The sequence below is a fragment of the Vibrio sp. 10N.239.311.G01 genome, from assembly GCF_041465805.1.
GTDB classification, from domain to species: Bacteria; Pseudomonadota; Gammaproteobacteria; order Enterobacterales; family Vibrionaceae; genus Vibrio; species Vibrio crassostreae_C.
Genome location: NZ_JBFSRM010000002.1, coordinates 99,556 through 124,972, shown reverse-complemented (window position 1 = coordinate 124,972; position 25,417 = coordinate 99,556). Strand labels below are relative to the sequence as shown.

Sequence of the window (25,417 nt, the reverse complement as noted above, 5' to 3'; positions counted from 1 at the left end):
GTATATCTAATCCGCAAAATAGGTTTCACGCGGATCAGTTTCTTACGGTTTTTAATTCGGTACGCAGCTTGAAGATTCCCTTTGGTGCTTTGGTCAGTAAGATGCCGCAAAGTAGAGGAATCATCATTACAAGTGACTGTTCAGGTAGAACCTCACCATTGATGTAGCAAGAGATCAGTAGCGCAACCACTGGGAAGATTAGGAAGCAGATAGACGCTTGGAAAGGTGTCGAAACCTGACCTAATTTAAAGTAAGCCACAATGCCGCCAACACTCGCCACAAAGCCTAGGTAAACCACAGCAGAGATTGAGTCCCAAGTGAAAGATTCAATATTCACGTTTTCACCTATAGCTGATACAGCAAATAAGAATAGAGCTGCAATTAAGCTTGGTACGGCGTTGTAGGTCAGTACTTCAATACCTTTGCAGTGCTTTTGAACCAGCACATACATCACTGCGTGAATCGCAACAGCAAGGCCTAAGCAAACCGTGCCAATTAGGTAGTCATCGCCACCCATCTGCATTTCATTACCAAGGATTAGACATAGGCTCACAACAGCAGCGATCAACCCGAATATCTGGTGCTTCGCTAGTCGTAGACCTAAGAATAAGCCAGACATCAACATCACAGCCACAGGCATGTTGGCGAAGATGATCGACGCTAAACCTGAAGAGATGTATTGCTCGCCATAGATCATCAACGTAAACGGAATCGCGAAATACATCAACGCAACAATAAGCAGCCATTGGCGCTTACCTTTAGGGAACAGCAGTGGTTGGTTGAAGACTTTCGCCAATACTGCAAGCAGAGGTGCTGCAAGTAAAAAGCGCAACGCAGTAGCAAAAATAGGTGGGATAGAATGCAATGCTACTTCCATAGCGAACCAAGTGGTTCCCCAAATTAAGCAAACAGAGACAAAAAGCAAAATAGTTAGCGACTTCGAATTCATGGTGACTACTCATTAATAATTATTTTAAATCATAGGCTTGTAGCGCCTTAATGACGTGGCACAGTATAGAAAGGTAGTCGGAGAAAAGTTTTGTCTTTTTATCTCTAATTTGAGTTTTTTGTGGAAATTAAATCTCTAGTATGATTATTTTATAGAAAATAAATTCGATTTAGATAATTAAAGTAAAGTCATTGTTCTTTGTGAGGTTTAATTTAACTTAAGGAATGGTCAACTCAACGAGTATGGCTGTTGGGTTATTGCTGTTAGCGTAGCAACAAAAAACGCGCCCTCAATGAGGCGCGTTTTTGAACAATACGTTTAAGAGGCTGCGTCTACTGCGTAACAGGCTTGACTTGTTTGGATTGTCTTACCGCAAGGATAAGTTGTGGTAGCAGTGACATCACTATCATGCCGGTCATTAGTGAGTATTGTACTGCAGTGAATGATTCACCCATCAACACCATACCGGTCACGATGCCAGCTACTGGGTTTGCGATGCCACCGAAGGTGAAATCAACCACCGACATACGCTGTAGCAACCATACATACATGCCGTAACCCAGCGCTGTGTTTAGCCCAATAACCCATACGAGTCCCATAGCATTACGAGTATCGAAATGAGTCACGGCATTAATATAAGGCTGCGGATCGATGAATGCATGAACGCCAGACGCGACAGACAAAATCGTACCGCCCAGAATCAGTTGCCATGTTAATACCTTCCACCAGTGCATGCGGTTACCCAGTGACTTGGTAATGCTGCTGCCGATGACAATACACATTATTGCGGCAAACATTGCGCCTAAACCGATTGGGTTCAGAGCAATTTGGCTTGGGTTAAACAGTATCCACGCTAAGGTGATCAAGCCAATACCCGAAAGGGCTTGAATCAGATGCGGGCGCTGTTTTTTCACTACCCAGTGGAAGATCATCGCGAACACCGGCACGGAGATCATGCCCACGCCAGAGATTGCCGAAGGCAGCGTTAGCGCCATCACGAAGATCAAGCCAAAGAAGGTCGCGATATTGATAAGGCCCAGTGTGAAAATGATTTGCCACTCGCCTTTTTTAGGCAGTGTTGGTTTTACTGCTAGCAATAACAAACCAGCAGGTAACGCACGCAAAGCACCCAATAATAATGGTGGCCACTCCTGTAGCGTAAATTGCGTCACTGCATAGGTTGTTCCCCAAAAGAACGCGGGGATCATTGCTAATAATATGTTCATTTAAAATATCTTTACGTTAAGATAACTATTGTGTGAACTGTATACTGAGAACTAGTGGTTGTAAAGTATCTTTATGTTAAACTAGTTTGAAGTAATCAGACTAACAACGGAGCGAGATTGCAAATGGATGCTATCGACCGCGTAGTAGAGCAATGGGCAAAGGAAAAGCCCGAACTAGATACTGAGCCTATGGCAATGATGGGTCGGATTATGCGTATTGCCAAGTATATGGAGACGCAAGTTGCCGAGCTTCATAAAAAATACGACATGAAGCTGGGTGAGTTTGATGTGCTGGCGACGTTGCGACGTTCTGGGAAGCCTTACCGACTGACGCCATCTGAACTGATTGGATCCATGATGCTGACATCTGGCGCGATGACCAATCGCCTTGATAAGCTAGAAGCCAAAGGGCTGATCAGTCGTGAACACAGCAAAGAAGACAGACGCAGCGTGAGTGTCCAGTTAACTAAAGATGGTCTTATTCTGATTGACCAAATGATGACTGAACATGTCGAAATGCAGAAAAAACTGGTTAAATCATTGTCTGCGAGTCAGAAGAAGAACACCAACCAACTTCTGAAAACATGGTTGAGCGCGTACGAGTAGTTTTTCTGATCTTCCTTTAGATTCAATAAAAAACCGAAGCTTAATCGCTTCGGTTTTTTTGTGCTTGTTTAAGAACTTCAAGTACAGCGAATTGGCGAGTTAAGCTTGCAGCATCTCGTCACTGAACAGTTCTGCACAACCAATGCCGTTGATGGCGCAACTTTCGTCGATGTCTGAGATGTCACCGCTGACCCCAATCGCACCAAGTACCGTTTTATCCTTATCTCGAATCAGTAGCCCCCCTGGAACTGGCACCATGTTTCCGTGTGCGAGCACGTTTACGGCGGAGATGAATGCTGGTCGGTTGTCAGCATCTTGGGCGAGTTTTCTAGAGGAACAACCCAGTGCGAGTGCCCCCCACGCTTTAGCGATCGCGATGTCTGGTCGCATCATGCTAGAGCCGTCTTGACGTTGCAGAGAAATGAGCTTGCCACCGCTGTCTAAGACGGCGACCGTCAAAGGTTCTGTGTGGATCTTGTTTCCTGCTTTTAAGGTTCCATCGATGATGGTTAACGCTTGTTGTAGAGTCAAACTTCCCATGTTATCTCCTAGTTTTTCAAGGGGCATACGTACCAAGCTCAGCCAGCCAATCATTACTCTTGTTGTGAATATCATCGACTGGTTCAGCTCGGTACAAGAGTCCTAACTGGACTCTTGTAATAGCCCATAGCTGGGTAAAGTTAGGAAGGCGGCGAACTCTTCGGCTGTAGAAAGTTGATAGAAAAGATCAGCTGTCTCTTCAAATCGACCTGCTGAATAGCGCGAGTCTCCGACTTCATGTTTTATCGTGTCTAGCTCTTGGTAAAGCCAAGAGTGGAATAGTGATTTGGTAAAGGTTTGGCCATCATCGAGTGTTACCCCGTGGTGGATCCACTGCCAGATATTGGCTCTTGAGATCTCAGCAGTCGCGGCATCTTCCATGAGGCCGTAGATAGGCACACAGCCGTAGCCTTGAATCCAAGCTTCGATGTAATACAGCGCGATGCGTATATTCTTACGTACTCCTACTTCGTCGCGACTGCCCTCACAAGGCTTTAGCAACGAGTCTGCATTGATCACATGCTCTGGGCTTTGGAAATCCATTTGGTTTACTTTGCCATCTAAGTGCTTATCAAAGATCGACATTGCCAAATCAACCAGTGCAGGGTGTGCGACCCATGTGCCATCATGTCCGTTCTGAGATTCTCTTTGTTTATCTTCGATAACCTTGGCGGTTACACGTGCCATTTCTTGCGGGTCTTTTGCTGGAATAAAGGCTGACATCCCACCCATTGCTAATGCGCCACGAGCGTGACAAGTGCGCACCAACAGTTGGCTATAGGCGTTGAGGAATTCTTGATCCATGCCGATCCCGTGGCGGTCTGGCAAGATGCGGTCTTTATGGTTTTTCAGCGTTTTGATGTAGCTGAAGATGTAATCCCAACGGCCACAGTTCATCGCTACGATATGATCACGCATGGCGTATAAGATCTCTTCCATTTGGAATACGGCTGGCAGAGTTTCAATCAACACGGTCGCACGAATGGTGCCTTTGGGTACGTGGAAATAGTTTTCGGTGAAGCTGAAAATATCGTCCCACCACTGTGCTTCTTCCATGCTCTCAAGCTTGGGAATGTAGTAGTAAACACCTAAGCCTTGTTTTGCACGTGACTGATAGTTATGGAAAAAGTACAAAGCGAAGTCCATCAAGCAACCGCCGATAGGCTGATTGTTGAATTGAATGGACTGCTCTGGCAAGTGAATGCCTCGTGGGCGTGCGATCAGCAGTGCAGGATCGTCGTTTAATTGGTAACGCTTCTGCTTCTTCTCATCGAAGTAACTAATGGTGCCAAGGTTGGCGTCTCTTAGGTTGATTTGCCCTTCGACCATATTGGCCCAAGTCGGGGAAGACGCATCTTCAAAGCAGCACATGAAGACTTTCGCGCCTGAGTTTAGCGCGTTGATCACCATTTTTCGTTCGATAGGCCCGGTGATCTCTACGCGGCGATCAAGCAGCTCTGGCGGCGGTGTTGCCACTTTCCATTCTTTATTCTGGCGAATGGAAATGGTGTCCTTTCTGAAATTGGGTAACTCACCCTCGTCATATTGAGCTTGTTTTACGTCGCGGTCACTTAGCAGGGTATGACGGCGATCTCCAAACTTATTCACGAGAGCTTCTAAGAATTTTAATGCATCTTTAGACAAGATCTCTTTGTACTCGGAGTTGTCCATCTTCCCAAGTACCTGCATACATTGTACTTCTTCTCTCTCTTTTACGTCATTCATCATTGTTGTCTCCTTTAAACAATACGATGCCATTTTGTATACAAAATGCTCTTTTTAAGGATATTTATATTGTAGGAATTGTAAATAAGCAAACGGTATTTAACATTTATTTATCATTTGATCTTTTTGCAATTTATTTTTACGTAAAGATATTTTATGTAAAGCAATGAATTGTAAGCTTTTCAGGGTTAGTGCTTACTCAAAGCGGCTGTGCGATGTAACAAAATTGTTTCATTTTGGGGTTGATAAATAGCTAGGATGGTTCATAGTACACAAAAGTTAGTTTAATTGTATACAATCTGAACTGGAGGTTCGAATGGCAATTATGAAAGCGATTGAAGCAGCGGTAGAGGTGCTTAAACGTGAAGGTGTAGACATCGCATTTGGTGTTCCCGGCGCAGCAATTAACCCTATGTATGCGGCTATGAAAAAGCTCGGAGGAATCGACCACGTCTTAGCTCGTCACGTAGAGGGTGCATCCCATATGGCTGAAGGGTACACGCGCACTAATCGAGGCAATATAGGTGTGTGTATTGGTACTTCTGGTCCTGCGGGAACGGACATGATCACGGGTCTTTATTCTGCGACTGCAGATTCGATTCCAATTCTATGCATCACAGGCCAAGCGCCACGTGCTCGTCTTCATAAAGAAGATTTCCAAGCGGTCGACATTGAATCTATCGCTAAACCAGTGACTAAGTGGGCGACTACGGTGCTGGAACCTGCACAAGTGCCACGCGCATTCCAAAAAGCCTTTCATTTAATGCGTTCGGGTCGCCCGGGTCCAATCCTGATTGATCTACCGATTGATGTTCAGCTGGCTGAAATTGAATTTGATATCGATACCTATGAACCGCTAGAACCTTATAAGCCACAAGCAACCCGCGCGCAGGTTGAGAAAGCATTAACCATGATGTCTCAATCGGAAAAACCGCTGATTGTATCGGGTGGTGGCGTGATTAATGCTGGCGCGTCCGAATTGTTGCAACAGTTTGCCGAGATCACTGGTGTTCCTGTGATTCCAACCTTAATGGGTTGGGGCTCTATTCCAGATGATCATGAGTTAATGGCAGGCATGGTAGGGCTACAAACGTCTCACCGTTACGGCAACGAAACCATGCTCAACTCTGACTTTGTGTTTGGTGTCGGTAACCGATGGGCAAACCGTCATACCGGCTCTGTCGATGTTTACACCGAAGGCCGTAAGTTTGTACATGTTGACATTGAACCGACCCAAATCGGTCGCGTGTTCTGCCCAGATTTAGGCATTGTCTCTGATGCGAAAGCAGCGCTAGAGCTAATGGTTGAAGTGGCGCAAGAGTGGCGTGATGCTGGAAAATTGCCGAACCGAAATGCTTGGGCAAGCGAGTGTCAGGAACGCAAATCGACCATGCTGCGTAAAACCAATTTCGATGAAGCACCAATGAAACCGATGCGTGTTTATGAAGAGATGAACAAGGCATTTGGCCGTGACACTTGCTATGTGAGCACCATTGGTTTGTCGCAAATCGCTGCGGCTCAGTTCCTGCATGTTTATAAGCCGCGTAACTGGATCAACTGTGGTCAAGCTGGCCCATTGGGTTGGACAACGCCAGCCGCATTAGGCGTACGAGCTGCTGATCCAAATCGCGATATCGTTGCTATCTCTGGTGATTATGATTTCCAATTCATGATCGAAGAACTGGCCGTTGGCGCGCAATTTAACTTGCCATACATTCATGTGTTAGTGAACAACTCGTACTTAGGATTGATTCGCCAAGCACAGCGCCAATTTGATATCGACTATTGTGTACAACTGGCGTTTGATAACCAGAATGCGCCAGAGCTTGAAGGCTACGGTGTTGACCATGTTGCCGTTGTTGAAGGCCTAGGCTGTAAGGCAATTCGAGTTCGTGAACCAGACCAAATTGCCGCTGCGTTTGAGCAAGCTAAAGAGCTGATGAACAAGCATAAGGTACCGGTTGTTGTTGAGTTGATTCTTGAGCGAGTGACCAACATTGCGATGGGCGTTGAGATCAATGCTATTAACGAATTTGAACCGCTTGCCGAAAGCCGCGGCGATGCTCCAACGGCGCTAGCGTACAAGTAATCATTAAGTCATGTGTATCCGTAGAGTTGAGGTTTAGCTCTACGGAAAAGCCTCCAATAGAGCGAGGCTTTACTACAAATAACCAGATTTTCAAAAATAAAGAATAAGGACAGAGTCATGGCAAAATTTACAGCAAACTTGTCAATGTTATTCACGGAAGTTGATTTTATGGACCGCTTTGAAGCCGCCGCAGAAGCGGGCTTTCAAGGTGTGGAATATCTTTTCCCTTACGCCTTTGATGCTCAGGCGATCAAAGCAAAGCTCGACGCTAATAACCTAGAGCAAGTGCTATTTAATTTGCCCGCGGGTGATTGGGACGCTGGCGACCGTGGTATCGCGGTCGACCCTGCACGAGTTGAAGAGTTTCAAGCGGGTGTACCTAAAGCTATCGCTTACGCAAAAGCGCTCGGTTGTACTCAAGTGAATTGCTTGGCCGGGATTGTTCCGCAAGGTGTGACCCAACAAGATGCGCAATCGGCGTTTGTGATTAACCTGCATTACGCGGCGAACGCGCTAGCAGCAGAAGGCATTAGCTTAGTGATAGAAGCGATCAATACCCGTGATATTCCGGGCTTCTTCTTAAACACGACTGAGCAAGCCAAAGCGATCATTAAAGAGGTGGGGAGCGATAACCTTTCTATCCAATACGATATTTATCACATGCAAATTATGGAAGGCGATCTTACGCCGACCATGCAACAAAATATTGGCCAAATCGCACACGTGCAACTGGCGGATAATCCAGGCCGACACGAACCGGGTACCGGAGAAATCAATTACCCATTCGTGCTCAATTATCTTGATGAGCTTGGTTATCAAGGCTGGGTTGGCTGCGAATACAAGCCAAAAACAACGACGACAGAAGGCCTTGGTTGGCTGCACCAGTACCGTTAATTGCGTCTGGTAACCCTCAAACGTTAAGGAGAACAACATGTCTAAAATTGCATTTATCGGAACTGGCATCATGGGTAAACCTATGGCGAGTAACCTTCAAAAAGCAGGTCACGATTTGATTCTGTCGGACCACTTTAATGCAGCACCTGCCGATCTTGTGGCAGCGGGCGCAACGGTCTGTCATTCACCAGCTGAAGCGGCTGAAGCAGCAGATATCGTTATCTTAATGGTGCCGAATACACCACAAGTTGAAGATGTCCTGTTTGGTGACAACGGCGTCGAGAAAGGTCTAACTGCGGGCGGTGCAGCTGGAAAACTGGTTATCGACATGAGTTCGATCTCGCCAATCGCGACCAAAGCAATTGCAGCGCGAATCAATGAAGGTGGTGCTTCATACCTTGATGCACCGGTATCAGGTGGCGAAGTAGGCGCTATTAATGCAGCGCTGACTATCATGGTGGGCGGTGAGCAAGACGCCTTTGATAAAGCACGACCTCTGTTCGAAATCATGGGTAGGAACATCACGCTAGTAGGCGACAACGGTGCGGGTCAAACCTGTAAGGTCGCAAACCAAATCATCGTTGCTCTGAATATCGAAGCCGTGTCTGAGGCGTTAGTATTTGCTTCGAAAGCAGGTGCTGATCCAGCACGCGTACGTCAGGCGCTATTGGGCGGTTTTGCTAACTCTAAGATCTTGGAAGTGCATGGTGAGCGCATGGTTGAAGGCACCTTTGACCCTGGCTTTAGAATCTCACTTCACCAGAAAGACCTGAACTTAGCGCTAACGGGCGCTCAAGAATTGGGTGTCGCACTGCCGAATACGGCTAATGCTCAGGAGTTGTTTGGCGAGTGTGCCGAAATGGGCGGTGAAGGTTGGGACCATTCTGCGCTTATCCAAGCGATTGAGAAACGTTCTGACCACTCGATTCGTTAATCTAGATAACGGTTTGTCCGTTTAGTGGTTAATCAATCAACCGGTTATCCGTTAATTAATTAGGGCTGCTATCGATTCGTAGCCCAACAGTTTGTTTATAAATCGCGTAGTTTCGTCTCCTTTTATACGCGTTCCTGATACGAGGCAGAGGTTGAAGTTGTTCCTTTCCAACTTGATCTTAGCAGGCACCCTTTGGCCTTGTATCGGGGTTCTTTTTTTCTCCGTCAACTAAGGAGTGGCTGATGGACATTGATGCTAAGCAATTTCTGCAATCCCTTTTCTCAAGTGCTGTTAATCAGGCGCTACCTACAAATCACATAGAACCTTTTCTTCCTAAAGACATTTTTTACCGCTCAGCCAACCAAGCTGGGCGTACTGTGGTGATAGGAGCAGGTAAAGCAGCCGCGTCGATGGCCGCCGAGCTGGAAGCGGTTTGGCAGGCAAAGAAACAACAAGACCTTGCACTGCGTGACCTTGAAGGCTTGGTGGTGACTCGTTATGAGCACACCGCCCCTTGCGAACACATTGAGGTGATTGAAGCAGCGCACCCCGTGCCAGATGCGATGGGCTTAGAAGTGAGCCAGCGCATGCTGCAATTGGTGAGTGGCTTGAGCGCTGACGACACGGTTATTTGTCTATTGTCGGGTGGAGGTTCCGCTTTGCTAAGTCTGCCCGGTGGCGACATCAGCTTGGCAGAGAAGCAACAAATCAATAAGGCGTTGCTTAAATCAGGCGCCGCCATTGATGAGATGAATTGTGTTCGCAAACATCTATCTTCGATAAAAGGCGGTCGACTCGCCAAAGCGGCGTATCCTGCAAGGGTAGTGTCACTGGCGATTTCTGATGTGCCGGGTGATGACATTAGTGTGATTGCATCGGGCCCGACCGTACCCGACACCACCACGCGTTTTGATGCGATGGCCATTTTAGAACGTTATCAAATAGAAACACCACGCTCGGCATTTGAATGGCTAAATAATCCAGAGTCAGAGACCATTAAGCCAGATGATGCCTGTTGGAAGAACGCGGAGCACCATATTATCGCCACACCAATGTCGGCATTGGAATCCGCTGCTGCAGAAGCTGAAGGTTTGGGCATTCCTGCTTATGTGTTGAGTGATTGTATAGAGGGAGAAGCGCGAGATGTCGCGAAAGTGCATGCTGCGCTGGCCAAACAAGTGGCTAATAACAAGCACCCATTTGAGACGCCTTGCGTGATACTTTCCGGCGGGGAAACCACGGTAACCGTTAAAGGGAATGGTCGCGGTGGGCGTAACTGTGAGTTCTTGTTGAGCTTGTATAACGAGCTTAAAGGCCAAGACAACATATTTGCATTGGCTGCTGATACCGACGGGATTGATGGTGTTGAAGACAATGCGGGAGCATGGATCGCGCCTCAAACATGGCAACTAGGTTCGAGCCTGTCGCTTAAAGCGCAAGACTATCTCGATGCGAACAACAGCTACGATTTTTTCAAGCAAGTCGATGTGCTTCTAACCACGGGGCCAACGCTGACCAATGTGAATGACTTCCGCGCGATATTGATTCTTTAACTTGAACAGTTCAAAAACACGGTATGGAATGGTCGCTTCTTAACAAATAGAGCGGCCATTTTATTGTTATCAATGCGGTGACCTTGAGTTCTGAGATTATCTTCTGGACTAATGAAGCACGTTGATTACTATGATTTTAGTAACGAGCTGTAAAGGATGCAATATGTCTAGGATCAGACAAAAGAATCAAGATTTAATCATCGGAGTCGCGTGTGAACAATTCGCTACTCATGGTTATGCCGCAACAAAAATGGCTGACATCGCAAAAGCGGCCGACATTCCCAAACCCAACGTCTTCTACTATTTCAGCTCTAAAGATAAGCTCTACAATGCCGTGCTTGAAACCGTCACTCAGCCTTTACTTGAAGCATCTCGTCCAATTGAAGAGCTCAGCGATCCTGTTGAAGCCTTGTCCCAATATATTCAAACCAAACTGATCATTTCTCGCGACCATCCACATGCCTCTAAAGTGTTTGCCAATGAAGTGATGTCTGACGCGAAAGTGCTACCAAAAGAGATTGGTGACGAGCTGTATAAGCAATCCCAGATGATTCTTGATAAGTTCTCAACATGGTCGGCACAAGGTCTAATGGACGATGTTCCTGCACACCACCTGATGTTTACCATATGGGCGGCGACTCAAACCTACGCCGATTTTGGCTGGCAGATTTGCAGCGTGATGCAGAAAGATAAGCTCGATGATAAAGACTATGAAGATGCCGCTGAATTCATCACGCAGCTAGTGATTAAAGGGTGTGGTGTGAAAGGAAAAGCTTAGTTATTTGACCTCAAATTAATACAAAAAAGGACATCATTCGATGTCCTTTTTTGTCTGTGTTGCTTTATGGAAGGGTGACCTTTATGTGTCGCTTCGAGAAAAAATGGCGGTACAACCACAAGTGTCTGGTATTGAGTCTGAATGCGCGTTATCTATCAGTGTTGATGTCCAGCCATAACTGTCTCCGATACGATTGACGATGATTAAACCAAGGCCGTGTTCTGTTTTTTTATCATCACTCAGCCCTGCACCAGTATCAGAAACTGAAATGGTATTAGAGTGGATGATTACCGTGATTTTACCTTGCGTGGTAAATCGAATCGCGTTTTCAATGTAGTTCTTAAGTACCATATTGACGATTGGCAAAGGCATGTTAAGCGTAGTATCTGGCTCAATGTTTAACAGCAGCTCAACACCTGGAGCTAACATCGTGCGGTACTTCGATAAATCGATAGCGGCTTCATCGATAGCCGTTAGTGTCTTTTCGGTGGAAGAGTTCTCTTGTTTAACAATGTTCAGCAGTATTTCAACGGTGGCGCTCATGCCGTTGGCTGCGCCGAGAATACGATTACGTTGTTTGGTTTGAAATGCTAGGTCGCTAGGCTTCATTGCTTGCAGTTCGGCAGCGCCAGTCACAATCGCGATCGGTGTTTTCAATTCATGGCTCGCGTACTTTGCGAACATCATCTCTTGTTTTGCGAGGCGGTCTTTCATCTTTGAGTAGCTATTGAGGTGCGAAGTGAGCATCTGCAGCTCATCAACGGTGTTGGTCGGGACGTGGAAATTATCGGACTCATGTTTGCTGAGTTGGGTGCTGAGGTTTTCAATTGGTGCCATCAGTTGGTCAAACACCCGCTTGAGGGTAATGCGTAACACAATGATCAACCCAAGCATCAGCAAGGTTGAGGTTGCCATCAATACGCCCCAACTGTCGTCCCACAAGTCCATGTCAAAGGAGCTGATGGCGATGTAAGTCGGAATGTTTTTGCCTTGGTCTTCGAAGGAAAAGTGATAGACGACCACGCCGGGAATAAGAAAGTCATTTTCAGAGAGTCTTATTTCAAAACGTTGGCGATCCACTGTATCCAGTGCCATGGGCGGTAGTTTTTTTAGTTGGTCGGTAAAGTCGCCTTCACCATAATAAGCCGTCACGTTGTCTGAGAGCTTTAGGCTACCTTCGGGTGAAAGGCGTTTGTAGAATTGTTCTGCCACACCTTTAAATGATTTCAGGTGGCTCTCGATTTGAGCTTCTTCCTGCCAAACTAAACGAAGCGAGAACACAAAAAATACCACGCATGAAGAAACCAGTGCGATGACAGCAAAGGTACGCATGGTGCGGATCCTGACATCCTCGATGGAGTTGCCTAGCTTGGTTCGAATTTTCATGTTTATTGCGGCTCGCTTGCAGATAAAATCAATTGAAAACCGTGCTTAGGAATCGTCTTCAACATAGGAAACTTGAATGGCTTATCGAGGACGTTTCTTAACAAATAGATATGGCTACGGAGTACATCTTTGTCTGGAATGTCATCGCCCCAAAGCATGTATATCAAGCTTTCACGAGATACGACGCCGCCTTGAGCTTTCACTAACTCTCTTAGAACTTGGAACAAGATTGGTGTTAGGGTGAGGGGTTGTTTGTCTCTGGAGGCGGTGTGGGTTTTCTCATCAATCGTTACCTCGCCATAGCTTAAGATCTTTTGAGCAACCAAGCCTTTATTGCGTTTGATCAGCGCGCAAAGACGAGCTTCCAGTTCTGGAAATTTAAACGGCTTAGTGACAAAGTCATCGGCGCCGGAATCGAAGCTGCTTAATAGGTCTTCTTGGCCATTTAACGCGGTTAGCATCAAAATCGGTGTCGTTATGCCATTTTGGCGCAATTTAGCTGCCACTTGCATGCTGTTAAGCTTGGGCAACATGACATCGAGAACAATCGCGTCGAAGTCATTGTGCATGGCTAGATTAAGACCTTGTTCGCCATCAGAAGCAAAATCTGCGATTGCCTCTTTAACCTCTAAGAAGTCGGCAATAATGCCTTGTAGTTCGATATTGTCTTCAATGACTAGAATACGGCTGCGTTCAAGCATCGACTTGCTCCACTAAAATATCTGCTCTCATTAAAACGTCTGTTCCCATCAAAACAGCGACTCCCAGAAAAAATGTAGCCTACCTAAAATTATGTCGAATTTATGTCTAATTGATAGCGTTGATTAAAAAATGGAGCTTCATCAGATTCTTTTTCAATGTCGAATCGACTTCGACTTTAATTCGACAAAGCCAGTTCAACAATAGTTCACATCAATAGGTGAAGGTTGAATTATGAAAACTAAAATTATCGCGCTGGCAGCACTTCTCGGTGTCTCAACGACTCAAGTACCACTAGCTCAAGCAACAGAGCTGATCGGTCACGTTCAAGGGTTAAACAGACACAGTGTTGTGGCTGAGGTGCCCGGTGTCGTGGAGATGAATAACCTTGAAGTGGGTGACGCCGTAAACCAAGAACAAATACTGGCTCAGATTAAAGCCGATGATTTTAAGTTTAGCGTGGATAAGGCCAAGGCCAAGGCCAATCTTACCCTTGCGCAGGCTGATCTAGCATTACGAAAGGCTACATATAACCGCTATCAAGCTCTCATCAAAAAGAACAGCCTTTCAATGGGGGAGTTAGATACAGCACGTGCCGAGTTTCTCAGTGCTAAAGCTTCAGTTTCCGTCGCTCAAATCGATTACCAACAATCTCTAGTGGATCTCGAAAACACTCAAATTGAATCTCTTATCTCGGGCTACATCTCTAACAAACCCGCGCAATCTGGAGCTTGGGTGAGTGAAGGCGATTTGCTTTATGAAGTGGTCAATATCGATAAAGTCACTCTGTCATTTATGGCGAGTGAGTATGACTTAAAGCACTTCATCGTTGGTCAGGAAGTCGTGGTGTGGTCTGAAACTAACCTAGAGATCAAAATGGAAGCGAATGTGCAGCGTATTGGTGTTGAGATGCAAAATTTAACCTACCCAGTATTGGTCGAGATCACCAACCAAGGGCATCAATTTAAGCCGGGGATGTCGGTTTACGCCTCAACAGATCTTTCGGTGACAAATATAACAACTGCTCAAACTGAATCGAACTCGAACCAAGGTAAAGGGCAGTAGAGATGAACTTTTTATCATACTTCGCGAATCGTCAGTTTTTAGCTCGCATCATTACAGTAATGGTGTTGCTGACGGGGGCTATGTCGTTAATGCAACTCAAGTTGCAAGAGTACCCTGATGTCGCGATGGACACGGCGGAGATCGAAACCATCTATCCCGGCGCGACGGCTCAAGATATTGAACTGAATATCACGAATCCGATAGAGAAAGAACTTCGCTCTGTGGATGGCATTGCCTACTTTTCGTCTGAATCCTCAGAAGGGCGTTCTTTTATTGAGGTCGAATATTTGCCCGGTGAAGACGCGGCGGTGATCTTGCGAGATATTCAACAAGCCATCGATCGAGTCGGAAACTTACCAAAAGATATTGATTCGCCACCGGTTGTGACTCAACAGAAAACCTCCTCTTTGGATGTGTACCATTTTGGTGTGAGTTTATCAGACAGCAACACCGATCTTGAGTCATTACAGCACTACGCGTATCAGCTAGAAAAGAGAATCAACAACCTTGGTGGCGTAGGTTCTATCAAGCTTTCTGGATTTAACGAACGAGAGTTTTGGGTCGAAGTTGACCCTGAGAAAGCACGCCGTTACCAAGTTGCTTTTGATGATGTGAGCACCGCGATAGAGCAGCATAACCTGTCTCAATCGGGTGGCTTTGTAGAGTCATGGAGCCAAGAGCAGAAGATCGTCACGATGACCAAAGTGGCGTCGACCAGTGATGTTTCTGATATCGTAATTAAGGCGTTAGATTCAGGTCAGGTCGTGCGTGTGTCTGATGTAGCAACGGTGATTGATACCTTTGCGCGAGCAACCGAAGATCCCGTTCTGAGTGGGAAACCCGCGGTGATTTTCTCAATCACAAACAGTGGCAGTGCGGATGTCATTACCACCATCGACAGCATTAAGGCCTTGTTGGGCAAAGAAAGCGAACGCATTGGCGATCAATTTATTTTCCAGACCAGCCTCGACCTTGGCAAAGACATGGGTGAGAAATTCGCTATCGTGGCCACCAATGGTGCGATAGGTCTGGTGTTGGTTCTGTTGATTTTGAGTATGATTCTGCAACGACGCGTCGCCTTTTGGGTATCGGTTTCTATCCCGTTTTGTGTGTTCGGTGTGATGATCGTTTTGCCGATTATTGGGCTTAATTTAGACAGCATCACATTGGCTGCATTGTTGTTGGTGATCGGTATTATCGTTGATGATTCAGTGATCATTGCTGAGAGTATTTTCCAAGAGAAGGAAGCGGGTAAAAAAGGTGTTGATGCTGCGGTGTCGGGTACGTTAAAGGTGATTAAGCCGTTGATGGCAAGCCTTGTGACAACGGCTTTGGTATTTATCCCAATGATGTTTATTCCGGGCACCATGGGCAAGGCGGTTGCGGTGATTCCAATTACCGTTATTGCTGCGCTCGTGTTCTCATTCATTGAATGTACCTTAACGCTGCCAGCGCATTTATCGTTGGCGAAAGAGAGCAACTCAAAGACACAAGAAAAGGATCGATTTGAATGGATAGCGAACCACTACCGTTCGCTGCTCAATCTCGCTCTGAACTACAAGAAGTCAGTGATTGTATTGGCGTTGGTTGGCTTCTCTGTTTTTGGCTTTTTGGTGTCTTCGTTGAAAGTGGATATCTTCCCGACAGAAGCGGGTTAATACATTGAGATCTACACCGAAGTGAAGGCAGGCACGCCGCTAAGCAAGGTGCGAGAAGCCCATCAGTCGATAGAGAAAGCGATTGAATCCCTGCCGGAAACGGAACTGGTTAGCTACGAATTGGTTTACTCATCACCGGTATCGCAGGGCATCATCAACCTAACGAACTTTGACCAGCGCAGCCGTTCTGCAGAGCAGATTATCACGGGGCTTAATGAAGAGTTGAAAGTGGTGTCTGATGGCATGTTCATCAAGTTCTCGATTGATGCTGGTGGTCCTCCTCCCGGCGCCCCTGTTGAGGTACGTGTACTTGGCGGAACCGAGAGTGAACGTAATCAAACCGTGGATTTGGTGATGACTTGGCTAGAAGATTACAAAGGCGTGACCAGCATTAATCACAGTGAGGCACTGAAAGATCCTCAGCTGAATATTGTTCCTCAGTATCACTGGTTGGCGAAATACAACTTAACGGTGAGTGACTTATCGAATGCGCTGCGAGTCGGCTTTGACGGTAATAGCGTGACCTCCACTTGGCTTGGTGATCAAGAAGTCGATATCCGTGTTGTTCTGGACGAGCAATTTCGCGACATCGAGAAATTGAAAACGACTAAAATCTACACGGCAGAAGGGCAACAACTACCGCTCAGCCGACTAGCAACGGTTGAACAGATAGAAATCCCTCGTCTGATTAAGCACTATAACGGAGAGCGTGAAGTGACGGTATCAGCGGCTTTATCTGACGAGAGTATTAGTTCAATAGCATTAGCCGATGAGCTAATCACAGAGCTTACAGGTCAATATCCATCGAGCGTGACCATTAGCGTTGGTGGCGAAGCGGAAAGTACCAATGAGACCATGAGTGGCTTTATGGTGGTGTTCCCCGCGGCAATGGTGGCGATCTACTTTGTATTGGCGGTGATGTTCAACTCATTGTTGCAACCGCTGCTGATAATGGCGGTTATCCCATTTGCGATTATGGCCTCATTAATGGCACTCGTGGTTCACATGCAGCCGATGTCTTTGTTTGGTTTGATTGGTGTTCTAGGCATGACAGGCGTGGTGGTCAACAACTCACTAGTGTTGATTAATCGAATCAACGAGCTAAGAATCGAAGGTTTAGATGCGATAGACGCAGTGATGCAAGCTGCGGTCAGTCGCCTTCGCCCGATTGTGATGACATCACTGACCACGGTTGCTGGCTTGCTTCCTCTGGCTTATGGATTAGGTGGAACAGACGTGTTTATGGGGCCAATGTCGCTAACTTTGGGCTATGGTTTGTTGTTCTCTTTGCCCGTTGTGCTCTTGGTGATTCCTGCAATGTATGCGTTGTTCTTTTCTCGAGCTAACAACAGTGAGTCATGACGCGCGGTTTTGTGACCCGTTGTGCAATAACTCATTTATCTTGAATTCTGTTCGATTAGGTATGCCATTTTATTTAAATGACAGGTTATAGTATCGCGAAAATTGGCGGCACTTACTCTTCTGAAAAGCGAAAAGCGAAAAGCGAAAAGCGAAAAGCTGGAAACTTATAGATGAAGCCGCTAACAATATTACACGCACAACATTAAGGTTTAGCAATGACGCTTAAAAGCTTGGCATGCACCATCAGCGCAGTTCTTCTTGCAGGTTGCGGTTCAACGGTCGCGACGCAAACATACAACGCCGATCTGATCATCACTAATGGACAAGTCCTGACTATCAACTCTGAAATGGATGTGATTGAAGACGGTGTGGTAGTGGTGAAAAACGACCAGATCATCGCAGTCGGTAACGAGGATTTAATGACTCAATACCGCGCCGAAAAGGTGATTGATGCTCAAGATGGGATCGTTATGCCAGGCATGGTGAACGCGCACAATCATTTACCTATGATTGCGTTTCGTGGCTTAGGAGAAGAGGGCATCTCGAACCGCTTGTTCGCTTACTTCTTTCCTCTAGAAGCCGAAAAGCTAAGCCGTGAACTGATTTACAACGCAACCAAGCTTGGCTCTATTGAATTGGCACAAAGCGGTGTAACCACTTACGCCGATATGTATTACCACATGGACGAAATGGCAAAAGCGACCAAAGAAGTCGGCTTACGCGCCGTGCTCGGCGAAACCGTGATTAAGTTTCCAGTGGTCGATGCTAAAGAACCTTACGGTGGGATTGAGTATGCCAAAGGCTTTATTGAGCAGTACAAAAACGACGAGTTAATCACACCTGCTTATGCACCACACGCGGTGTACACCGTGAGTAAAGATAAGCTGCAAGAAATCAACAAGCTGTCTACTCAATACGATGTGCCGGTGCTGATTCACGTTGCTGAATTCCCGAATGAAGAAAAGCGCATCAAAGACGAAACCAAAGCGACATCGCCAGTTGAATACATGGATGAAATCGGTGTGCTTGATGAGCGTGTAGTGATTGCTCACGGCATCCACCTTTCAGAAAATGACCAAAAGCTTCTCAAGCAAGCTGACGCGGGTATCTCATACAACCCAATGGCGAACGCCAAAGGGGCGACAGGCATTGCGCCTGCTTGGGAGATGTATCGTGCCGATATGCGCATTGGCTTAGGAACCGACGGGCCAATGAGCTCCAATCAAGTCGATATCATGCGTACTCTAAGTTACGCAGCTAACATGCAGCGCTTAAAGCATTCAGACCGCACCATTATGATCCCTGAGCAAGTGATTGAAATGGCAACATTAGGTGGTGCAAAAGCCCTACACATGGAAGACCAAATTGGTTCTCTGGAAGTGGGTAAAAAAGCGGACATCGTGATTGTAGAAACACAATCAGCGAACATGATGCCAAGTTACGACCCATACGCGACATTGGTTTACCAAGCGAACCCAAGCAACATCGACACCACTATCGTTAACGGCCAAATCGTGATGGAAAACCGCGTAATGCAAACCGTTCAACTGGATGATATCCGCCAAAGCGTCGATGAGTTTGAAGCTGACATTACTGAGTTTGCCAAAGAACTTTCTAAGAAGGCGATTAAATCGAAGAGTTTGATGGATTAGGACGTAAACCTAGTTCTTAAAATCGAAAAGAATGAACAAGGCCGACGTAATGTCGGCCTTTTTGTTGCTGGCTTATCCCCTTAACCTAGGTCCTTTGGATTAAAGCAACGCTTCGGTTAACTAAATAGCACTTAGCTAATTAGAGCAACTGTTGCCGTTAGGAATACCGCTACCTAAGAATTCGACGCGAATCTGTTCGATATCTTTTAGATACTGGTTGTTCGCTTGCTCGGTTTTATCAAAGTTGTTAAGCGTGACATTCCATGAAGTGAATGGGGTGGGCTGGAAGTACGCGTATTCGAACTTATTCGCTACGGCGCCATCTGTAATGATGCTGATGTCGTTGGTGGTTGGATCATCAATGCGATAGTAGAACGCGCGTGACACGGGGTTAGAGCTGAACTGGTAATCTTGATTTTCGTATCGATCGGCATAGTTGCCTGAACTGGAGACACGCAGGTTGAGTTGCTTGCCATAAGGTAAGTTTTCACCCTCTAAGAACACTCGTACCGTGGATAGCCTAACGCGGTCAAACGAACAGAGTTGGACTTGCTCTAATGGAATAGAGAAGTTGATCTGTCCGGTTGTTGCAAAGCTTTCGAGTTGTTCTGGGCTGGAAATGGTGTAGTTATCGATGGTGAAATCTTGTGGCGCGGGTTGGAAAGAAGACAGAGCATTCACATACTCACTTTCGATGGACGCCAAATCAAATTGGTAGTCCAAGTAGCTTTTGTTGAGAGAAGGCGTGATCTCGCTTGGCTTCAATGCCCAATATTCGTATGCCTGAACATAGTTAGATAAAGCAACGTACATCGGACGTTTGAAGTGCATCAATACTCTCGACAGTTCACGTTCAATCGAATCGAAGCTGTCGGTGTCTACCTGGTAACCCCCAATTGCATCATTCAGTCTTTGCTGTTGATTGATGGTTACGTTATTGGTTAACAGTAAGTCGACCAGCTTTGCTTGTTCCTGAGCAAAGTTAAGCTGGGTGATGTTAATTGCCTTACCCAGAAGCACCTGTTTCTCTAGCTCTAGTAAGTACTGTCTTGTCCCTTTAATTCCTAAGCTATCGGCATATCTTAAGTTGCTGCGGATCTCGGTGATCATCAGATCCCACGCTAGATTGCTTTCATTGATGGTTGGGATATTGAAGTTAAAGCCATCCATCGCTTCGGATATCTTCTGGAACTTGATGGTTGATTTAATATCCGCGGTGAGCTGAGAGATACCAGAAATCGTTTTGGTGACGCTATCAATAATGCCCGTGACAGACTTGATATTGGTGACGAGGTTTTTCGCTTTTTCTAATGCTTCTGGGGTTTTAGCCAATTGCTCGGTTAGGTCATTCACCCCAGAAAGGTTGCCTGTGAACACGCCACTTACCGCACTGCCAATCTCGGCGATTGCTTTGAAAATCGCCAAAGCTGCGTTGAGCTGCTGCTGGGTTTTCCAATTCTCTACGCCAACTAGATAAGTCGTTCTCGCATCAAGGGTCACTAACTCCTGAGCTTTGTATTGGCTATCTACTTCGGTCAGGCTATCGCCTATCTTGTCTATGTTGGACTGGGTTTGTGTGATGATTGAAGTTTGTGCTCTAAGAACGTCTTCAATGTTAGCGAGTGCTAACTTAGCGGCTTCTATTTTGTCTTCAATGACGGTGCTTCTGTCTTGAATAATGTCCCACTGAGCTTGATACGCGACCATCGCCTTCAGATACGCTTCGTATTTATCTTGGTACAACACCTTATCGAGATAAGGTACATAGTGGCTCTCTTTGGTACTGAAGCTAATGAATTGTTTGAACGCGACGGTTTGCAAGTAAAGGTCTGAAAGGATTGGATCCTCTTCTACCACTGAACCTGAGTAACGTAAGCTCTGTTCAACCCAGTTGATGAGGTCGAGGCTAAGCTCTGGGTTGGTATCGAACAAGCTAGCAGCCATATCAAAAGAGCGGTTAATAATGTCTGTAAAAGGTTCGGTAGCCAGTTTCATTTGTCCGGTAATGTTTGAGTCGATGGTGGTTCTTCGGTAGTGCTCTCCTGCTAAGACAACGGATTCGCCATCACCGATTTTCCCTGTTAGAGCGTCTCGTGTAATGCTGCCATCGCTTTGGAAAGCGAGCACATTAATCGGTGTCTCTATCTCGCCCGCAATCACAGAAATTGAGGCAGCAGAGCCTTGTTGTCCGAGCACAAATGTCGGCGTGCCTTGACCAACGATTTTGCGTGCAAAAATCAGGATATTTTGATTATTTACGAGCAAGTTGAAGTTCTCTGGAACCTCAATCGTATCTGCAAAAATGACAACTTTTGAAGGCTTAGTGACATAGAGGTTTTGCTCAGCAATCCAGTCACTTAGGTTGATGTGTAAATCGGATGTTGAACGCGATAGGACGCCAACATCGGAATAGGCAGATTGAACCCAGGTTGGGTATTCGGTTGAATTGGGTAAATTGTTCAGTTCAAGCCAGTCGCTAGAAAAAGCCTGTGGAGAAAATGAAAGAGAAATAATAATAGGTAGAAGTCTCATATTTATGTCCTGTCGAAATTAGTAGTCACCAAATTTTGGGTAGCAGAAGCCGCCACCTTAATTTGCTTAAGGTGCGGCTTCTTATTCGGAAGGTAATTTGGCTATCTTGTTATATTTTTAGCAGTTTCGTTGCTGTGTATAGCGTTTCTGTATATAGCGTCGATTTTATCTGTCGCGCTACTTTTCGATAGGTATAGGGACTAATCCATTTTTTGGATATATGCATTGTTTGCGAACGCTTTTGCTTTCTCACTAATATTACTCCAGTTACTTTCTGCAACTGTTGTATTCGCAAGAGCGCCTATCGCACCAAGCATGGTATCGTCTCTCATGATATCGGCATTATCTTGAGCTTGTTCTAGTGCAACGAGCAGTGAAGTGAAGTCGGCATTCATTTTCTGCCAATTCAGTTTCAGCTTATTAATATGTGGAATCGCATTTTCAATTTGCTGAGAAATTATCTCGATACTCTCCGAAGAGCGATGATAAGAGTTATATATTTTTTGCGTGTAAGTTAACTGCTCTTGAAGCTCTTTTACTTCGTTTTGTAATTCGTTACGAAGTTTGCGTGCTTTTTCTGCTTTATCGCCGTAGACGCCCATAATTGGCCCTGCAACCAGAGGGAACCAAGCATAAGTCACTGCGGTAGAGGCGACCGTAACGTAGTGAGTGTAATCTTTGTTGAGCTGAGTGATACGTGCATTGATGTCATTCACTCGTTGCTGAAGCGCACTGCCATCATCGCTTAGATAACCGTTATGGGTACCTTCCAACACATCTAGCTGCAATTTTTGCGTGTCCAGTGTGGCTGAAAATTCCAATAGACTTCCGCCAACGTCAGACACTTCTTGTTGGTATTTCATGGAAAAGTTCTGCAGGCTTTTTAGGTAAGCAATCGCCATTTTTCTGTTGCGTTCTACTGCTTCAATATCTTCCGGCAGGGGCGAGAATGCTTTGGTCAACATTTCATTCAAAGCATCGCTCAAAGGGGTGAGCATGTAGTCTTTAATTTGTGCGTAATTGGCCAAGCTTAATGAAAGGCCAACGATGCTTGGGTAAAGGTCTTTTTTCCAATAAAAGGCAGTATCGTGAATGTTTGAGTATTGCTCGACCAGTGCTTGAAAATTAGAGAAAGGAATGTCGTTAGGAATACTTAAAGTCGACTTCATACTGGCTTCTGTCACAGGCAGTGCTAAAGCACCTTCGACATAGGCTTGGATCTGATACCACTCTTGCTGTTTGAGAATAAAGTTGTCGGTATCTAAATCAATAAAGACGCCATTCTCACCGATTATCGTATCGTAGGTGACTTGAGGTATGTTTTGTTCAGCTGACGCTTGGTTAATTTGAACTGGCGCTGCTTGAGAAGTGAAAGCAAAAGAAGAAAGTAGCCCAATTGAAATCGAAGATAGTACGAGTGTTTTAGTGATTTTTTTCATCGTTTAGCCCTGTTAGATTTGTTATTAGCTTTTTACAAAGACAATAATCCCCCTACCATCCGATGGCATTATTTAAATATTTATGAAGGGTTATTGAATAGTTTTATATTGTTATTTTTGTAATTATTTTTTTGTTTTTAAAATTGACTCCTTTAATGTGTTTTTTGTTTTTATAATATTTGGTCAATCTATAGTAGATTTATAATGAAAAGTTCTATTTAGATCACACATTTGAATTCATATTGATTGATTGTTGATCTATTGAATTTAATGATATTTAAGTCACTACTCTTGTGTCTTTTGTCAGGCTAGGTATGGAAAGGCCTCGAGAGGTTTTTATTCTATTCATAAATGCGATAAGTGATAAAAGTATAATTATCCTCATAATTTCCATTATTACTAAATCTGTTGATTAATTTGATGAATATATAAATAGAACGAGCGTTTTAAATTTGATCTGTGCCAGATAATGTTCAAGTTTTATATTAAGGGAAGTTTCTGTTAGTGGCTTTTTATTAGCGAGTGTTTTATTAGTGGAATTTATATTAGATGAAGTTAAATTAGATTCTCTTTAATTAATAACATTGTTTTGGATTTATTAAGGCTGGAATTATTTAAGGAAATAGATGGATACGTAGGTTGAGAGGACATTATGTTCATGGGGTTTTAGAATGTTTGCGATATTTTCGAATCTTTAGGATGTTCTGGGTGTTTGCCCATCAAAACCACTCACTTCTGCTTGCAGTGTTTGATGGGCAAGTGTCTTAGTTAGTTGTTATTCATCGCCAGCTTACCGAGCTTCATCGCTGCGGCATGGTGGCGGTGCATCAATTGTTCCATGTCTACGCCAATTACAGCCCCATCATTAACTCGCCATTTTCCGGCTACCATCACCTTATCCGCTTGTTGAGCGCCACAAAGTAGTAGTGCAGCCAGTGGATCGTGGCTGCCAGAGAAACGAATATCATCGAGTTTGAACATCGCGATGTCGGCTTGTTTTCCGACTTCTAGTGTACCGATATCCGTTCTACCCATTGCGCGTGCTGAGCCTGACGTTGCCCAGCGCAGTGCGTCAAAGTGTGAAACATTGGCAGAACCATACTGCAGGCGTTGTAGATACATCGCCATACGTACTTCGGCAATCATGTTCGAACCGTCATTGGAGGCCGAACCATCAACACCTAGCCCGACTTTAACGCCAGCGGCTTCAAGGTCGTTGTTCTTACAAATACCAGAAGCCAGCATCATGTTGGAAGTAGGGCAGTGGCTGATGCCAATGCCTGCTTTACCCAATCGTTTGATCTCTTCTGGGTTGAAGTGAATGCCGTGTGCAAGCCAAGTGCGTTCATTCAGCCAGCCCACATCTTCTAGGTAATCGACAGGGCGTAGACCGAACTTCTCGATACAGAAGTCCTCTTCATCGAGCGTTTCGCATAGGTGAGTGTGCATCATCACGTTCTCACGCTCACTGATCTTGGCGGTCTCTTTCATTAGATCGGTGGTGACCGAGAACGGCGAACAAGGCGCGAGTGCGATTTGAATCATCGCCCCTTCATCGCGCTGGTGGTAATCGCGAATCAAGCGTTGGCTGTCATCAATAATGGTCTGTTCGGTTTGAATGGTGTGTCGTGGAGGTAGCCCACCGTCATCTTCCCCTAGGCTCATAGAACCGCGAGTGAATATCGCTCTTACACCTAGTTTCTCTGCGGCCTCAACTTGTAAATCGATGGCGTGTTCTAGTCCGTTTGGCAGCAAGTAATGATGATCTGACGCTGTGGTACAGCCTGACATCATTAATTCAACCAGAGCTAACTCTGTGGCAAGGCTCATCATCTCAGAGTCGAGGTTGGCCCACACAGGGTAGAGGCTTTGTAGCCAATGGAAGAGCTCTTTATTCAGTGCGCCGGGGTAGGCACGCGTTAGGGTTTGATAGAAGTGGTGGTGCGCATTGATAAGCCCTGGTGTTACAACATGACGAGAGGCGTCGACGCTGTAATCTACGGGCAAGGTTGGCTCTTTGTGTTTGCCAACCAGCTCAATGATTGTATTACCTTTAATGACAATTCCGCCTTCTGCATCAGCTAGTGAGCCAGTGTAGATTGCGAGAGGATTCTTAATCCAGATGGTTTCCATTCATAGTAGTCCTTAGCCATCTCAGCCTTTTCAGGGAAGAGGGTCTTTATTGGTATTTGTAGTGAAAGATAAATTAGAATCAGGGCGTTAAAACGTTCAATGTTCTAATCATTCCCTGATTCTGTGAAAATCGGTTTACGTTAGTCAGTGAACCAGTTAGTTCTAGACTCAGTTAATTTGAGACTTAGTTAGTTTCA

17 protein-coding genes and 1 pseudogene are annotated in these 25,417 nt (G+C 45.5%); 9 read left to right on the top strand and 9 right to left on the bottom strand.

Annotated features, from left to right (window positions below):
* Positions 1 to 34: 34 nt before the first annotated feature.
* On the bottom strand, positions 35 to 949 hold the full coding sequence (locus tag AB6D06_RS01980) for a DMT family transporter (protein ID WP_372109880.1): 915 nt from the start codon (positions 947 to 949) through the stop codon (positions 35 to 37).
* 332 nt (positions 950 to 1,281) lie between these two features.
* Positions 1,282 to 2,175, bottom strand: coding sequence for a DMT family transporter (locus AB6D06_RS01975; protein ID WP_017067653.1), 894 nt, complete (start codon positions 2,173 to 2,175; stop codon positions 1,282 to 1,284).
* 123 nt (positions 2,176 to 2,298) lie between these two features.
* Between AB6D06_RS01975 and AB6D06_RS01970 the strand changes: the two genes are divergently transcribed.
* Positions 2,299 to 2,781, top strand: coding sequence for a MarR family winged helix-turn-helix transcriptional regulator (locus AB6D06_RS01970; RefSeq protein WP_017061583.1), 483 nt, complete (start codon positions 2,299 to 2,301; stop codon positions 2,779 to 2,781).
* A 99-nt stretch (positions 2,782 to 2,880) separates the two neighbouring features.
* On the opposite strand, the gene AB6D06_RS01965 is transcribed toward AB6D06_RS01970, so the two are convergent.
* Positions 2,881 to 3,321 (bottom strand): heme-binding protein, encoded by a 441-nt coding sequence (locus tag AB6D06_RS01965; RefSeq protein ID WP_008220964.1) that lies wholly within the window; start codon positions 3,319 to 3,321, stop codon positions 2,881 to 2,883.
* 102 nt (positions 3,322 to 3,423) lie between these two features.
* Positions 3,424 to 5,049 carry a malate synthase A gene (gene aceB, locus AB6D06_RS01960; protein WP_372109879.1) on the bottom strand — a complete coding sequence of 542 codons (1,626 nt, stop codon included), beginning with the start codon at positions 5,047 to 5,049 and terminating at the stop codon, positions 3,424 to 3,426.
* A 313-nt stretch (positions 5,050 to 5,362) separates the two neighbouring features.
* Here aceB and gcl point away from each other — a divergent pair, with 313 nt between their 5' ends.
* The 5 genes from gcl to AB6D06_RS01935 all read left to right on the top strand — a co-directional run bounded on the left by gcl (position 5,363) and on the right by AB6D06_RS01935 (position 11,294).
* Complete coding sequence (gene gcl / locus AB6D06_RS01955) at positions 5,363 to 7,135, top strand: glyoxylate carboligase (protein WP_372109878.1); 1,773 nt, start codon at positions 5,363 to 5,365, stop codon at positions 7,133 to 7,135.
* Between the two features lie 117 nt (positions 7,136 to 7,252).
* A complete protein-coding gene (hyi, locus tag AB6D06_RS01950; protein ID WP_372109877.1) occupies positions 7,253 to 8,029 on the top strand; it encodes a hydroxypyruvate isomerase in 777 nt (258 codons plus the stop codon).
* 37 nt (positions 8,030 to 8,066) lie between these two features.
* The gene (locus AB6D06_RS01945) at positions 8,067 to 8,963 is read left to right on the top strand and encodes a 2-hydroxy-3-oxopropionate reductase (RefSeq protein ID WP_372109876.1); all 897 of its coding nucleotides are present in this window, start codon (positions 8,067 to 8,069) and stop codon (positions 8,961 to 8,963) included.
* A gap of 242 nt (positions 8,964 to 9,205) precedes the next feature.
* The gene (locus AB6D06_RS01940; protein WP_372109875.1) at positions 9,206 to 10,516 is read left to right on the top strand and encodes a glycerate kinase; all 1,311 of its coding nucleotides are present in this window, start codon (positions 9,206 to 9,208) and stop codon (positions 10,514 to 10,516) included.
* 163 nt (positions 10,517 to 10,679) lie between these two features.
* Positions 10,680 to 11,294 carry a TetR/AcrR family transcriptional regulator gene (locus AB6D06_RS01935; RefSeq protein WP_372109874.1) on the top strand — a complete coding sequence of 205 codons (615 nt, stop codon included), beginning with the start codon at positions 10,680 to 10,682 and terminating at the stop codon, positions 11,292 to 11,294.
* An 81-nt stretch (positions 11,295 to 11,375) separates the two neighbouring features.
* Here AB6D06_RS01935 and AB6D06_RS01930 read toward each other — a convergent pair whose 3' ends face one another.
* Positions 11,376 to 12,626, bottom strand: a complete 1,251-nt coding sequence (locus AB6D06_RS01930) for a sensor histidine kinase (RefSeq protein WP_372109918.1) — start codon at positions 12,624 to 12,626, stop codon at positions 11,376 to 11,378.
* Between the two features lie 56 nt (positions 12,627 to 12,682).
* On the bottom strand, positions 12,683 to 13,381 hold the full coding sequence (locus tag AB6D06_RS01925) for a response regulator transcription factor (RefSeq protein ID WP_372109873.1): 699 nt from the start codon (positions 13,379 to 13,381) through the stop codon (positions 12,683 to 12,685).
* A gap of 232 nt (positions 13,382 to 13,613) precedes the next feature.
* Here AB6D06_RS01925 and AB6D06_RS01920 point away from each other — a divergent pair, with 232 nt between their 5' ends.
* From AB6D06_RS01920 to AB6D06_RS01910, 3 genes and pseudogenes are all read left to right on the top strand, one after another.
* A complete protein-coding gene (locus tag AB6D06_RS01920; protein ID WP_372109872.1) occupies positions 13,614 to 14,444 on the top strand; it encodes an efflux RND transporter periplasmic adaptor subunit in 831 nt (276 codons plus the stop codon).
* Between the two features lie 2 nt (positions 14,445 to 14,446).
* A pseudogene (locus AB6D06_RS01915) lies at positions 14,447 to 17,464 on the top strand (efflux RND transporter permease subunit).
* A 215-nt stretch (positions 17,465 to 17,679) separates the two neighbouring features.
* Positions 17,680 to 19,116, top strand: coding sequence for an amidohydrolase (locus tag AB6D06_RS01910; RefSeq protein ID WP_372109871.1), 1,437 nt, complete (start codon positions 17,680 to 17,682; stop codon positions 19,114 to 19,116).
* 135 nt (positions 19,117 to 19,251) lie between these two features.
* Here the strand turns inward: AB6D06_RS01910 and AB6D06_RS01905 are convergent, their stop codons facing one another.
* The 3 genes from AB6D06_RS01905 to AB6D06_RS01895 all read right to left on the bottom strand — a co-directional run bounded on the left by AB6D06_RS01905 (position 19,252) and on the right by AB6D06_RS01895 (position 25,220).
* Positions 19,252 to 21,648 carry a hypothetical protein gene (locus tag AB6D06_RS01905; RefSeq protein WP_102450559.1) on the bottom strand — a complete coding sequence of 799 codons (2,397 nt, stop codon included), beginning with the start codon at positions 21,646 to 21,648 and terminating at the stop codon, positions 19,252 to 19,254.
* Positions 21,649 to 21,848: 200 nt separating this feature from the next.
* Entirely contained in the window at positions 21,849 to 23,087 is a 1,239-nt protein-coding gene (locus tag AB6D06_RS01900) for an alpha-xenorhabdolysin family binary toxin subunit A (RefSeq protein WP_102450560.1), read from the bottom strand.
* A 768-nt stretch (positions 23,088 to 23,855) separates the two neighbouring features.
* A complete protein-coding gene (locus tag AB6D06_RS01895; protein WP_102450561.1) occupies positions 23,856 to 25,220 on the bottom strand; it encodes an 8-oxoguanine deaminase in 1,365 nt (454 codons plus the stop codon).
* Positions 25,221 to 25,417 lie beyond the last annotated feature (197 nt).

What these genes read in the sequence shown, in the direction of transcription:
- AB6D06_RS01980 (WP_372109880.1), bottom strand. Translation starts at nt 949, where the DNA reads ATGAATTCGAAGTCGCTAACTATTTTGCTTTTTGTCTCTGTTTGCTTA.
- AB6D06_RS01975 (WP_017067653.1), bottom strand. Translation starts at nt 2,175, where the DNA reads ATGAACATATTATTAGCAATGATCCCCGCGTTCTTTTGGGGAACAACC.
- AB6D06_RS01970 (WP_017061583.1), top strand. Translation starts at nt 2,299, where the DNA reads ATGGATGCTATCGACCGCGTAGTAGAGCAATGGGCAAAGGAAAAGCCC.
- AB6D06_RS01965 (WP_008220964.1), bottom strand. Translation starts at nt 3,321, where the DNA reads ATGGGAAGTTTGACTCTACAACAAGCGTTAACCATCATCGATGGAACC.
- aceB (WP_372109879.1), bottom strand. Translation starts at nt 5,049, where the DNA reads ATGATGAATGACGTAAAAGAGAGAGAAGAAGTACAATGTATGCAGGTA.
- gcl (WP_372109878.1), top strand. Translation starts at nt 5,363, where the DNA reads ATGGCAATTATGAAAGCGATTGAAGCAGCGGTAGAGGTGCTTAAACGT.
- hyi (WP_372109877.1), top strand. Translation starts at nt 7,253, where the DNA reads ATGGCAAAATTTACAGCAAACTTGTCAATGTTATTCACGGAAGTTGAT.
- AB6D06_RS01945 (WP_372109876.1), top strand. Translation starts at nt 8,067, where the DNA reads ATGTCTAAAATTGCATTTATCGGAACTGGCATCATGGGTAAACCTATG.
- AB6D06_RS01940 (WP_372109875.1), top strand. Translation starts at nt 9,206, where the DNA reads ATGGACATTGATGCTAAGCAATTTCTGCAATCCCTTTTCTCAAGTGCT.
- AB6D06_RS01935 (WP_372109874.1), top strand. Translation starts at nt 10,680, where the DNA reads ATGTCTAGGATCAGACAAAAGAATCAAGATTTAATCATCGGAGTCGCG.
- AB6D06_RS01930 (WP_372109918.1), bottom strand. Translation starts at nt 12,626, where the DNA reads ATGCGTACCTTTGCTGTCATCGCACTGGTTTCTTCATGCGTGGTATTT.
- AB6D06_RS01925 (WP_372109873.1), bottom strand. Translation starts at nt 13,381, where the DNA reads ATGCTTGAACGCAGCCGTATTCTAGTCATTGAAGACAATATCGAACTA.
- AB6D06_RS01920 (WP_372109872.1), top strand. Translation starts at nt 13,614, where the DNA reads ATGAAAACTAAAATTATCGCGCTGGCAGCACTTCTCGGTGTCTCAACG.
- AB6D06_RS01910 (WP_372109871.1), top strand. Translation starts at nt 17,680, where the DNA reads ATGACGCTTAAAAGCTTGGCATGCACCATCAGCGCAGTTCTTCTTGCA.
- AB6D06_RS01905 (WP_102450559.1), bottom strand. Translation starts at nt 21,648, where the DNA reads ATGAGACTTCTACCTATTATTATTTCTCTTTCATTTTCTCCACAGGCT.
- AB6D06_RS01900 (WP_102450560.1), bottom strand. Translation starts at nt 23,087, where the DNA reads ATGAAAAAAATCACTAAAACACTCGTACTATCTTCGATTTCAATTGGG.
- AB6D06_RS01895 (WP_102450561.1), bottom strand. Translation starts at nt 25,220, where the DNA reads ATGGAAACCATCTGGATTAAGAATCCTCTCGCAATCTACACTGGCTCA.